This is a genomic window from Gilliamella sp. CG13 (genome assembly GCF_046635805.1).
Classification (GTDB): Bacteria; Pseudomonadota; Gammaproteobacteria; order Enterobacterales; family Orbaceae; genus Gilliamella; species Gilliamella apicola_I.
In genome coordinates this window covers 1-12506 of record NZ_JBIDFM010000001.1, presented here as the reverse complement: position 1 = coordinate 12506, position 12506 = coordinate 1, and the positions used below count along the sequence as shown (strand labels likewise).

The following is a 12506-nucleotide window of genomic DNA, read 5'->3' as shown; positions in this document are numbered from 1 at the left end:
AAGTTTATGTCATTATATTGATTTGACCAATCAAACTGTCAGATAGTTGTATTTAATTGTAAAAAGTTGTAAAAAATACCGTTTTAGGACAGGAAAACGCCAATTAAATTTTTTATTTAAAAAGGAATCATTTCATCCCGACTTTCAACATGTATCAATCAAATTGTGAACAATCGACCGCTTTTACTGCATTGTTACGGTTTGTTTATTGCAAGCACAAAGAACGAAGGTATATAATACAAAATTAGCCATTCTTAAAAAGAGAATATTTAGAGAACATTTAATATGACTCAGATACAAGAAAAACTTGCGCTTATCAAAAACAGCATTATCACCATTCCAGACTATCCTAAGCAAGGAATTTTATTTCGTGATATTACCAGTCTGCTTGAAGATCCTGTCGCATTTAGAACTTCGGTCGAATTGTTAATCGATCACTATCGAGATAAAAAAATTGATAAAGTTGTCGGTACTGAAGCGCGTGGTTTTATTTTTGCAGCACCAATTGCATTAGCGTTAGGCGTTGGTTTTGTGCCAGTTCGAAAACCCAACAAGTTACCACGTCACGTATTTAAAGAAGAGTATCAACTTGAATACGGAACCGATACACTTGAAATCCATTCAGATGCAATTAAACCGAATGAACGTGTGCTGATTATTGATGATTTACTTGCAACAGGTGGAACGGTTGCTGCAACTGCTAAATTAATTCAAAAAGCAGGTGGTATAGCAGAAGATGCCGCATTTGTTATTAATTTACCGGATCTACATGGTAAAACAAAATTAACCGATCTGGGTATTAACTGTTTTACCCTCGTTGATTTTGCCGGCGAATAATCTTAGTCTACTGGGGCGATGTTGTCGCCCTACTCATGCTAAGAGTTAACTCCTCCCTTCACTTTTTGTCCATGTTGTATATCAACTCTGTTTTTATTCAATACTGATCTCCAACTACCACAACTAACGCTACGCAATAATACTCAATTTAAATTGACCACATGCCTAAAAAAGAAGCCATCAAAAAGTGAATAAAAAATCAACTTAATGCTTGATTTACATTTTAATGTGAATTATTATTCAAAAATATCGCATAATTATTAAATAGGAAATAAATCAAACATGAAAAAATTTAGCCATATCATTGCCAGAACGCCTGCCAAATCTCTAATTCATGGATTAACTTCAGCAAATTTAGGCAAGCCTGATTATCAAAAAGCCTTAGACCAACACAACAACTATATCCGAGCACTACAGCAATGTGATGTTGATATCACCCTATTACCCGCCGATGAACGTTTTCCAGATTCGGTCTTTGTTGAAGATGTTGCTCTGTGTACGCCACACTGTGCCATTATTACTAGACCAGGGGCAGAAAGTAGACGTAACGAGACTGAAATCATCATCGATACCATTGAACGATTTTACCCAAATAAAGTCGAAAAGATTACGGCTCCGGGCACGGTTGAAGCCGGTGATATTATGATGGTGGAAGATCACTATTATATCGGATTATCGGCACGTACTAATCAAGAAGGTGCTAATCAAATGATTGCTATATTACAAAAATATGGCTTAACCGGTTCGGTGGTCACGCTTGAAAAAGTTCTACACCTAAAAACAGGATTGGCTTATCTGGAAAACAACAATTTATTAGCAGCCGGCGAATTTATTACCAAACCCGAATTTCAACATCTGAACATTATTGAAATTCCTGAACAAGAAAGCTATGCCGCTAACTGTATTTGGGTTAATGATCGGGTCATCATGCCTGCTGGTTACCCAATCACTAAAGCTAAGATCGAAGCTTTAGGTTATCAAGTGATTGAGGTGGATACATCAGAATATCGCAAAGTCGATGGTGGTGTTAGCTGCATGTCATTACGATTTTAATTAAACGCTGCCAAAGCCGAATAAAACGCAAAATAAGACAAAATTATGAATACACCTACCCGTACAAAACTAGGCATACTTCCTTTAACCTTACTTGTGGTTGGCAGTATTGTTGGAAGTGGTATTTTTAGTTTACCGCAAAACATGGCTGAAGCGTCTGGTGCTGGCGCTATTTTAATTGCGTGGATCATCACGCTTTTTGGCATGTTAATGCTGACACGGATATTTCAGTATCTTTCGATTCGTTTTTATAAGATTAATGATGGTTTATATGGTTATGTCCGTGAAGGCTTTGGTGATTATATAGGATTCAACGCAGCTTGGGGATACTGGATATCTGCATGGATGTCGTGTGCCAGTTATTTAGTTATCTTATTTAGCGCGTTAGGATCATTTGATTGTTTTAGTTATTTTGGTAATGGCACAACCTTGCCAGCAGTCATAGCCGGACTCATCTTTTTATGGCTGGTAAATGCCCTTGTTTTAAAAGGGATTTATCATGCTTTCTTATTAAATTGCTTAGTCACATTAGCAAAAATTGTTCCGATTGGTCTGTTTATTGTCTGTATCATTCTTGCTTTCAAGGTTTCAACATTCAAAATAGACTTTTGGGGAACGCCACAACTTGGCTCAATTGTGGATCAAATAAAGCATACTATGCTTTATACTGTTTGGGTTTACTTAGGTATCGAAAGCGCAACGGTTTATGCTTCACGAGCCAAAAACATTTTAAGCATAAGCCGGGCAACTTTTTTTGGTTTTGCTATTACCAGTTTATTGCTCATCTGTGTGTCTGTTCTGTCGCTGGGTATTGTTCCTCAACAAGAACTGGCAGCAATGAAAAATCCTTCAATGGCTTTAGTCATTGAGCATGTAGTTGGTAGTTGGGGAGCAACATTAATTAATATTGGGCTGATTGTTTCGGTTAGTGGTGGATTATTATCCTGGTTAATGCTTGCTGCTGAAATGCTTTTTTTAACCGGACAAGGCAATAATCATACCGTTGCACGCTGTTTTGGCAAATTAAATAAAAATGGTACGCCTGCCAATGCATTATACTTAACATCAAGCTTGATCAGCCTATTGATTGTTCTCGCATATTTCTACCATTCGGGTTATAACACTTTAATCCAATTATCTACCTCAATGGTACTAATCCCCTATTTATTATCAGCTTTATTCGTCCTTAAATTAGCCATAAAATCTCGCAAAGTTTACCTGATTTTTATTGGGGCTGCGGGATCAATTTATGGCGCATGGTTAATTTATGCTGGTGGGATGTCTTACTTATTATTATCAATGATATTGTATGCAATTGGGCTAATATTTTACTTATACGCACGCAAGCAACGATGCCTTACGGCTTTCACTTATGTTCATGACAAAATATATGCAATCGCAATCATAATATTAGCCATTATTGCCGTTATGTATTTTTATGTCATACTGGATTAACTAACCCTTGGCGCTATTTTTGGAACAAATAAAAATCTGCTAATAGCGCTCTAAAAGCAGGCGAATACTGCCCATCATCACAACGCATACACAGTTGTTGTTCAATGACATGAGCATTAGGCTTTGGAGCAAACGCCATTAATGATAAAGAAAACTCTTTATCTGCCATGTATTTTACCTGCAACAATTGTTGTAAAAATAGATGATTTGATTCGCATAATTGCCTAAATTGATCTGCTAAATGATAAGGCAGCACCAAACAGAATAGACCGTCTGGCTTTAATAATCGTTTGACTGAATCAATAAGCTGTGTGTAGTTTAAACTTTCTGTATAACGGGCTAATTGCCTTTGGTTCGTTCGACAATCCACTGCCGACTCAAAATAAGGTGGATTGGTCACAATCAAATCATAGCTATTGGCATCATCCCTATTAAAATAATTCACATCCCCTTGTATTGTTGATATGGATGTAAAGCCTGCTTGTTGGCTATTTTGTTGACATTGGTTAACGGCTTGTACATCAATATCGATAGCATCAATTTGACAAGCTTGATGTTCAAGGCGCTGTGCAAGCATTAACGCAATCACGCCACAACCACAACCGATATCAAGCACCTTATGAGTTGAAGACAAGATCGGAACCCACGCCCCAAGTAAACAACTATCAGTGGTAATTTTCATTGGACTTTTGTCATGCGCAACAAAAAAGCGCTTAAAGGTAAAGCCCCCTTTTTTTAACGATTGTGATTTATTTTGCATGGATAAATTTTTTAAATAACGGTTTATTCGACGCCACCGCATCCGCCCAGCGTGTAGGTTCAGGCAAACGATAACCACGTAAACATAAATTGACCCATTTCAACGCACTATCTTGGCTGATACGATGACCGGATGAAATAAATAACGGATTACAATTATTCTTGCTTTGTAATACCCAACCTATCTGTTGCTGCTTGTCGGTGAGTGGCGTTACTTGACCAGCAACTTTCGGCAATGGATTATAATGACCACAAAGGCGTTTTTTAGCGACACCAATGGTCGGCATATTTAATAATAAACCAAGATGACTAGCAATACCTAATCGCCTTGGATGCGCAATGCCTTGACCATCAACCAACAATAAATCAGGTTTATGTTCGACCTGCTCCCAAGCAGAAAGTAAAGCAGGATACTCCCGAAAAGATAAATAACCAGGAATATAAGGAAACTCGGTTTTTAATCGCGCGACATGATATTCCACCACATCAAAATCCGGATACGTTAAAATCACAATAGCGGCACGAGTGGTTTTGCCTTCATCTTCAAAGCCCACGTCGGTACCACCAATTAAAGTGATTGATGAATTAAAATCATCGGTTAGGTTTACTTGTTCAGCTAATTGCTGCTGGGTTAGTTTCAATTGTTCTAAATTAATAGACATTTTCTTTCTGCTGAGTATTATTAACGGCAATAAAATGATTTTACCAGAATTAGTATGCCATATACATTAGCAAATCCGACCGAACTGACAGAAGAAATTAAAAAAAGCCGCTTTATTGTCAATGCGGCGCCCGTTATTAATGCCCAGCAAGCAACGGATTTTATCGATCAAATTAGCGATCCTAACGCAACCCATAATTGTTGGGCATGGAAAATTGGTCAACAGTATCGATTTAATGATGATGGCGAACCAACCAGCACCGCAGGGCGTCCAATTCTATCAGCGATTGAAGGACAAGATTGTGATCAAGTAGTGGTGGTGGTAACTCGTTATTTTGGCGGAATCAAACTTGGCACAGGAGGCTTAATACGAGCCTATGGTGGGTCAGCCAGTCATTGTCTACAACAAGCAGAATTGATTGAACTTATTGCCCGAATACCTTTGCAATTTCACTGCTATTATAATGAATGGCCAATTATAGAAAATCGCTTAAAAGAACTGGATGCACTGATTGAAAATCAAGATTTTGATGCCATAGGGGTAAACGTCAATATTGCCATTACGCAAGACAAATTGCTTTCGCTACAAAAAAGCATCAGTGATATTACTCGTGGTAGAGTGATAATACCAGTATAAATCCTGTTGGTTAATTTCCGTTGGATGTTCACAAAGTCATAACTGTCACTATTTCTATAATATTGCTAAAGCTTTTTTATTAAAAAATGGCTTGCTACGAAATTCTTAAATTATCACTGAGCACTACCGATAACTCTATGCTCTGAGCAAGCAAGAAATAAAGCGATATAGGATGTGTTTTTCATTCGTTATGCTGGGTTATCCCTGTGTATATAGGGAACACTAAATATGATTTTATTTATTTGCAAGAACATGCTTATCATATAAAAGATGACTTGCCCACCTTGAGTTAAGTGTTTATTTTGTTAAAACTCATTTATTTTTATTCCTAATGCTCTAATATATCTGTTGTACGAGGTGGATTTTCTATATCAGGTTCTGGCGAACATAGCCCTTGCATATACCCTTGTGAAAAAATAGCATTAGGATTAGTTACATCAAACGTAGAATCTTTTGCTTGATCTTTAATCCAATTATCTTCTTGTTTTTTAAAAGATAAAGGATATTTTTTATTAAAAATTAAGTACCATATCCCTCCCCCCAAATACTTATAAATATAATCGAAAAAAGAATAGCTTTAATACTCATTTTTGATTTCTCCTTAATTTAGTTTTTCTTTTTATTTATACTATCTTGAACAGGGTTAGGATCTTTGAACCATTGATCGGCTTATCCCTGTGCATACAGGGAACACAACTCTCCTGCGCTGCCAATTTTCAGTTTTGGCGGTTTATCCCTGTGTATACAGGGAACACGGGTAAGCCGTCATACCCACTTTTCAGCGATGCGGTTTATCCCTGTGTATACAGGGAACACTTTAATAGACGGATCTACTAAAATTAACATCCCGGTTTATCCCTGTATATACAGGGAACACTGACCATATAGAGAGGTCTATATACAATATAGCGGTTTATCCCTGTGTATACAGGGAACACTGAGATGAGAATTTTTCCATAGCCTGTTTTCGCGGTTTATCCCTGTGTATACAGGGAACACTAACCGAATTGGTATTTTTTATTATGATATACCGGTTTATCCCTGTGTATACAGGGAACACTAAAACTGATTGAATCAGCTAAACTATTTAACTCGGTTTATCCCTGTGTATACAGGGAACACATTAGATGCTGCATTAAACACATCCAAGTTATCGGTTTATCCCTGTGTATACAGGGAACACGAGTAACCGCCATTGAATACTCTGCAAAAGGGCGGTTTATCCCTGTGTATACAGGGAACACGCGAGTGTTAATAATCTCGAATATGATCATCTGCGGTTTATCCCTGTGTATACAGGGAACACGGTACCTGATACCCCGACACCTACTTTTTCGCCGGTTTATCCCTGTGTATACAGGGAACACTAAAAACTCGATACGACCACCTAAAATATAGCCGGTTTATCCCTGTGTATACAGGGAACACTCTAATTATAACTTATTGTTTATTAATTAAAATAGTTGGGTGAAAAATTCTACCGATTTTTGTTGTTTTTTTAAGCGATTAAATTTAATGCGCACTAGAGATATAGTTCTATATTTATCATATAGTTATTTTCAGTTTCCTAGTTTTTTAGCGGTGCTCTTTTTGGCAACTTTTACTATGTACCGAGCAATTTTTGATAACAAGATAACATGTTACTTTTCGGTGGATGATATTAACGAACTACTCAATATTAATCTTGACTTTGCTCCTTGCTTTATTTGTTCGGGTCGCTGCTGCTGTCATCGCTTTTGTCTGACTGTGTGTTATTAGTCGTGGTTGGCATCGGTTGATTATGGGATACAGCCATTAACTGATTCCATAATGACTCTTCTTTTGCGGGTTCTACTTTAGCTTTATCAAAATCGTAAACTTCACCCTTACCAACCACATTATCCGTTCTTGGGGTAAAAAAGCTGGAGGGGGTAACAGTTGAAATTTCCAGCCAATTTAATCCATCAGATATCGCCAACTCCACCGGAGTTTGGTTCGGATTGGTTAACGATTTAATCGTTATTTTTCCTTCAAACACAGATTTTTCACCATTTAAAACTAACAATGTTTAATTACTCTTCTTTGATTTCTCGATTATAATCCGATGCCCATTTATATGTACCGCTAACACAAGTCATTGTTGTTAATTTTCCACTACCAGACACCTTATAACTGTGAATTCCGGGAAATGGTTCCCCATTAACTTGTTCTTTAAAATATCGAAATCGTTTATATATTTGTGGATCTTTAACCCAGTCCGGCACATTTTCAAGATGATAAGTAAAATAGACATCTCGCACTGTGCCCCCCCCGACCCCGTTAATGGTGTCTTTTGTGCGGTTAATTTTGTCCACCACCACCCGACCAAAACAAAAATTGGTTTCACCAAATGTCCAGTCAACGTATTTTCGCCCTAAATCGGTCAGGTCGTAACGGTACGTTGCTCTACCGTCAACTTCACCGGCGTATTCCTCCGTAAAAAAACCTATCCCGGCAAAAAGGTGTAAACCATCATTTTTTGCTCGATTATTAAATGCTTTTCTTCTTTCTTGTGCAAACGGTAGATCTTGTCCTTCTATATAATAGGTAGTATAGGGGTACATGGATTTTGTCACGCTACCCACCATCATGCATAATGCTTTATCGCCAGTTGGGTTATGATTGTCATAAACGTTTTGAATCTTCTCTTTATAAGGATAAGTATCGCACCCCGTTAACAGTAAACTGCTGACACTGAATATTAAAAGTGTGATTAGACTAGCTTTAGTTTGCATGTTGATATCCTGTTTAATTTTTTATATAGTGGTGTGACAGTAAGTACGGCGTGCGCTCTTTGGCTTGTTTTGATGTGTTCGGGTCGCTACTGCTGTCATCGCTTTGACTTTGGTCGGCACTCTCGTCCAGCTTGCCTTCTGGCCAGTAATTAACCCTAATGGTGACATCATAATCCCCTCTGATTTGACCTAAGCACCATTTAATTAAATACAAACCAATCTTTGGTGCTTCATACACAGATTTTTCACCATTAAAAACTAACAATGTTTAATTACTCTTCTTTGATTTCTTCATTAAAATCCGATGCCCATCTATATCTGCCACTTTCGCCGGTCATAGTGGTTAATTTTCCGTTACTTGACACTTTATAACTGTGAATCCCGGGAAATGGTTCCCCATTGACTTGTTCTTTAAAATATCCAAAACGTTTATATATTTGTGGGTCTTTGACCCAATTCGGCACATTTTCAAGGTGATAGGTAAAATAGACATCCCGCACGGTGCCCCCCCCGACACCGTTAATGGTGTCTTTTGTGCGGTTAATTTTGTCTACCACCACTCGACCAAAACAAAAATTGGTTTCACCAAATGCAAATTTTACGTATTTTCGCCCTAAATCGGTCAGGTCGTAACGGTACGTCGCTCTGCCGTCAACTTCGCCAGCAAACTCTTCCGTAAAAAAACCTATTCCGGCAAACAGGTGCAAACTGTCATTTTTTAATCGATTATAATTTGCTTTTTTAGTTTTTGACGAATACGGCAAATCCTGCCCTTGCATATAAAAGGTAGTATACGGGTACATTGATTTTGTCACGCTACCCACCATCATACATTTTGCTTTATCGCCTGTTGGGTTATGGTTATCGTAAACTTCTTGTATCTTTTCTTTATACGGATAAGTATCGCACCCCGTTAACAGTAAACTGCTGACAGTGAATATTAAAAGTGTGGTTATACTTGCTTTAGTTTGCATGGTGATATCCTGTTAATATTTTATATAGTGGTGTGACAATAAGTACGGCGTGCGCTCTTTAGATTGTTTTGGTGTGTTCGGGTCGCTACTGCTGTCATCGCTTTGACTTTGGTCGGCACTCTCATCCAGCTTGCCTTCTGGCCAGTAGTTGACCTTGATAGTGACGTCATGCTTCCCTTCGATTTCACCTAAGCTCCATTTAATTAAATACAGACCAATTTTTGGCGCTTCTGACTCATCGCTTTTGTCTGATTGTGTGTTATCGGTCGTCGTTGGCATCGGTTGATTATGGGATATCGCCATTAACTGATTCCACAGTGACTCTTCTTTCGGAGATTCTGTCTTGCTTTCATCAAAATCGTAAATTTCACCTTTACCAACCGCATTATCCGTTCTTGGGGTAAAAAAGCTGGAGGTAGTAATCGGCGAAATTTCCATCCACTCTAATCCTCGCGAAATAGTTATCTCCACCGGAGTTTGATTCGGGTTGGTTAACGATTTAATCGTTATTTTCCCTTCAAACACAGATTTTTCACCATTTAAAACTAACAATGTTTAATTACTCTTCTTTGATTTCTCGATTAAAATCCGATGCCCATTGATAAGAAGCACTTTCGCCGGTCATGGTTGTTAATTTTCCACTACTTGACACGCTATAACTGTGAATCCCGGGAAATGGTTCACCATTGACTTGTTCTTTAAAATATCGAAATCGTTTATATATTTGTGGGTCTTTGACCCAATCCGGCACATTTTCAAGGTGATAAGTATAATAGACATCCCGCACCGTGCCGCCCCCCACCCCGTTAATGGTGTCGTTTATGCGGTTAATTTTGTCTACCACCACCCGACCAAAACAAAAATTGGTTTCACCCAATGCAAATTTTACGTATTTTCGCCCTAAATCGGTCAGGTCGTAACGGTACGTCGCTCTGCCGTCAACTTCGCCTGCATATTCCTCCGTAAAAAAACCTATCCCGGCAAACAGGTGCAAACTGTCATTTTTTAAACGATTAAAAATTGCTTCTTTTGTTTTCGGCGAATAAGGCAAATCCTGTCCTTGCATATAATAGGTGGTATAGGGATACATTGAGGATGTGATATCCCCCACCATCATACATTTTGCTGTATTGCCTGTTGGGTTATTGTAGTCGTTAGATTCTTGTATCTTTTCTTTATAAGGATAAGTATCGCACCCCGTTAACAGTAAACTGCTGACCATAAATATTAAAAGTGTGGTTAGACTTGCTTTAGTTGGCATGGTGATTTCCTGTTTAATCTTTTATATAGTGGTAAGACAGTAAGTACGGCGTGCGCTCTTTAGCTTGTTTTGTGGTGTTCGGGTCGCTGCTGCTGTCATCGCTTTGGCTTTGGTCGGCATTCTCATCCTGCTTGCCTTCTGGCCAGTAATTGACCCTGATAGTCACGTCATGCTTCCCTTTGATTTTACCTAAGCTCCATTTAATTAAATACAGACCAATTTTTGGCGCTTCGGACTCATCGTTTTTGTCTGACTGTGTGTTTTCGGTCGTCGTTGGCATCGGTTGATTATGGGATACAGCCATTAACTGATTCCATAATGACTCTTCTTTTGCAGGCTCTGCTTTAGTTTCATCCATTCTATAAAGTTCACCTTTACCAACCGCATTATCCGTTCTTGGGGTAAAAAAGCTGGAGGTAGTAACCGGCGAAATTTCCAGCCACTCTAATCCATCAGATATCACCAACTCCACTGGGGTTTGATTCGGATTGGTTAGCGATTTAATCGTTATTTTCCCTTCAAATACGGATTTTTTCTTATTAAAATCCGGCAAATTCAACGTCAGTATCGGACTATATTCATATACAGCCTTGGGATACTTTTCCCCTTCAACGTAGACAAATTCAACTGGCGCATTTGTTTTTTCTGATTCTAAAAGACAACGCCCTTTTCTGACCGCTAAATAGTAATCCTGATCCGACAGTAACATACATTTTGGCGTCGGTAAGTAATACGGTGGGTATTTGGATTCACGAAAGTCAAAATTGCCCAACATACAGCGGTTTAGCCATTTACTGAATTCATCCCAGTCATCGCCGTTATCGTATAAGATCATACCGGCAATAAGTGCCCCTATCGAAATAATGGCAAAGAAAATTTGACCATAACCTGGAATAAGATTCAACCAACCTACAACACTACAGATCAGCGTCAAGATACTGGTTATCATTAAAGCTGTTGAACCAGTATTGCCTTCACCACAACTTTTGAATGCTTGATACACCCCTATCGCACTGTCTATTACATTAAGCACACCAGCTGCCTTATTGAGGACTCCTAACGTCCCTTTGAACATTGCCATTCTTGATGTTCGTTGTAAAAATAACGACGGCGTCTTTGCCAGCAAAAGCTTAAATAGCTTTGTCCCATGTAATAATACTTCAATGGTCGTTACACCCATTATCGCATAACTCGTATATATGCGAAATTTCATTACTGTTCTTAAGTGAGGATCCTTTATATTATCAATCTGCTTATTCAGACCTGTTATATTTTCATATTGAAAATACAAACTGATACCGCTTAGTACCAAACTTTTTGATGTGTCAAAAACTTCCACGTATTGTTTTTGTCTTGGTATCACGTCTGATAAATATTTCACTTCATCTGCATCAAGTGTGATCCCATTGACCTCGATGACATTGGGCGCTATATTCTTTAACACTTTTTGGGAAAACCCTCCATTTTTGGTAAAGCCTTTTTCAAATTCGTTTACACGATTCATATCCTCAAATGCCATTAACATATTTATTTCAACCACTTCTTTACCAAAATTCTTATTTTTTCCTTTAAGCGGAATAGACCATCTATCCTTATTCTGCGATTGAATTAAATTAACAATATTCCCTTTATTGGTGGTCATTTGTTTGCTACTAAACAATGGCATCATTTGATGATTCTTTTTCAGATATTGATTTAATCCTTTAATGGTCATTTTTACTTTATATTGACGGATTACTTCCGGCCCTCTAACTTTAAACAGGTTTATGGTATCAATATAATGATCTTGCATTTTAATTTGATTAATTTTGATATTATTTTGCATTGCCCGGTTGGCGCCATCAACACTTGAAGTGACAATATGCTCTATCAATCGTCTGGCAACATCAACGTTTTCCTCAATTTTAATACTTAAAATTGTTTTGGTCGTATTGAAAATAACTCCTTTACTACTGATAGCAGTCGTCAATGTAGGTTGCGCATGAGTCTCTAGCATATGCAGGCATTGAATCAATGATACTGTTAATTTATCCTCCGAAGTTTCTTCACTTTTTAAGGGTTTTTCAGCAAGCAGATAAAAATAAATCGATTCTTCATTATTAAGTAGCATGCCCCA

14 protein-coding genes and 1 CRISPR repeat array are annotated in these 12506 nt (G+C 38.0%); of the genes, 4 read left to right on the top strand and 10 right to left on the bottom strand.

The features are described 5' to 3' along the window. The first annotated feature begins 285 nt into the window (after nt 1-285). The 3 genes from apt to ACGH6R_RS00060 all read left to right on the top strand — a co-directional run bounded on the left by apt (nt 286) and on the right by ACGH6R_RS00060 (nt 3345). Nucleotides 286-837, top strand: coding sequence for an adenine phosphoribosyltransferase (gene apt / locus ACGH6R_RS00070; protein WP_267352294.1), 552 nt, complete (start codon nt 286-288; stop codon nt 835-837). 282 nt (nt 838-1119) lie between these two features. Further along, entirely contained in the window at nt 1120-1890 is a 771-nt protein-coding gene (ddaH, locus tag ACGH6R_RS00065) for a dimethylargininase (RefSeq protein ID WP_267359862.1), read from the top strand. A gap of 45 nt (nt 1891-1935) precedes the next feature. Then, nucleotides 1936-3345 (top strand): basic amino acid/polyamine antiporter, encoded by a 1410-nt coding sequence (locus ACGH6R_RS00060; protein ID WP_065557680.1) that lies wholly within the window; start codon nt 1936-1938, stop codon nt 3343-3345. Between the two features lie 13 nt (nt 3346-3358). Here ACGH6R_RS00060 and ACGH6R_RS00055 read toward each other — a convergent pair whose 3' ends face one another. Beyond that, entirely contained in the window at nt 3359-4105 is a 747-nt protein-coding gene (locus tag ACGH6R_RS00055) for a tRNA1(Val) (adenine(37)-N6)-methyltransferase (RefSeq protein ID WP_411598558.1), read from the bottom strand. Further along, nucleotides 4095-4766, bottom strand: a complete 672-nt coding sequence (gene nfi / locus ACGH6R_RS00050; RefSeq protein WP_411598557.1) for a deoxyribonuclease V — start codon at nt 4764-4766, stop codon at nt 4095-4097. The genes ACGH6R_RS00055 and nfi overlap by 11 nt, the downstream gene beginning before the upstream one ends. A 54-nt stretch (nt 4767-4820) precedes the next feature. On the opposite strand from nfi, the gene ACGH6R_RS00045 reads away from it, so the two are divergent. After that, entirely contained in the window at nt 4821-5402 is a 582-nt protein-coding gene (locus tag ACGH6R_RS00045) for an IMPACT family protein (RefSeq protein WP_065557677.1), read from the top strand. Nucleotides 5403-5730: 328 nt separating this feature from the next. On the opposite strand, the gene ACGH6R_RS00040 is transcribed toward ACGH6R_RS00045, so the two are convergent. The 8 genes from ACGH6R_RS00040 to ACGH6R_RS00005 all read right to left on the bottom strand — a co-directional run. Further along, complete coding sequence (locus tag ACGH6R_RS00040; RefSeq protein WP_411598556.1) at nt 5731-5946, bottom strand: hypothetical protein; 216 nt, start codon at nt 5944-5946, stop codon at nt 5731-5733. A gap of 121 nt (nt 5947-6067) precedes the next feature. Further along, nucleotides 6068-6830: a CRISPR direct-repeat array (repeat unit 29 nt; unit sequence CGGTTTATCCCTGTGTATACAGGGAACAC). 274 nt (nt 6831-7104) lie between these two features. Continuing rightward, nucleotides 7105-7446, bottom strand: coding sequence for a hypothetical protein (locus tag ACGH6R_RS00035; RefSeq protein WP_411598555.1), 342 nt, complete (start codon nt 7444-7446; stop codon nt 7105-7107). 7 nt (nt 7447-7453) lie between these two features. Further along, nucleotides 7454-8155 carry a hypothetical protein gene (locus ACGH6R_RS00030; RefSeq protein ID WP_411598554.1) on the bottom strand — a complete coding sequence of 234 codons (702 nt, stop codon included), beginning with the start codon at nt 8153-8155 and terminating at the stop codon, nt 7454-7456. 13 nt (nt 8156-8168) lie between these two features. Next, nucleotides 8169-8420 carry a hypothetical protein gene (locus ACGH6R_RS00025; protein ID WP_411598553.1) on the bottom strand — a complete coding sequence of 84 codons (252 nt, stop codon included), beginning with the start codon at nt 8418-8420 and terminating at the stop codon, nt 8169-8171. Nucleotides 8421-8427: 7 nt separating this feature from the next. Then, nucleotides 8428-9129 carry a hypothetical protein gene (locus ACGH6R_RS00020; RefSeq protein WP_411598552.1) on the bottom strand — a complete coding sequence of 234 codons (702 nt, stop codon included), beginning with the start codon at nt 9127-9129 and terminating at the stop codon, nt 8428-8430. Nucleotides 9130-9141: 12 nt separating this feature from the next. Next, nucleotides 9142-9681 (bottom strand): hypothetical protein, encoded by a 540-nt coding sequence (locus tag ACGH6R_RS00015; RefSeq protein WP_411598551.1) that lies wholly within the window; start codon nt 9679-9681, stop codon nt 9142-9144. A 7-nt stretch (nt 9682-9688) separates the two neighbouring features. Further along, nucleotides 9689-10390 carry a hypothetical protein gene (locus tag ACGH6R_RS00010; protein ID WP_411598550.1) on the bottom strand — a complete coding sequence of 234 codons (702 nt, stop codon included), beginning with the start codon at nt 10388-10390 and terminating at the stop codon, nt 9689-9691. A gap of 13 nt (nt 10391-10403) precedes the next feature. Further along, nucleotides 10404-12506 (bottom strand): hypothetical protein (locus ACGH6R_RS00005; protein ID WP_411598549.1); only part of this gene is annotated, 2103 nt, incomplete at its 5' end.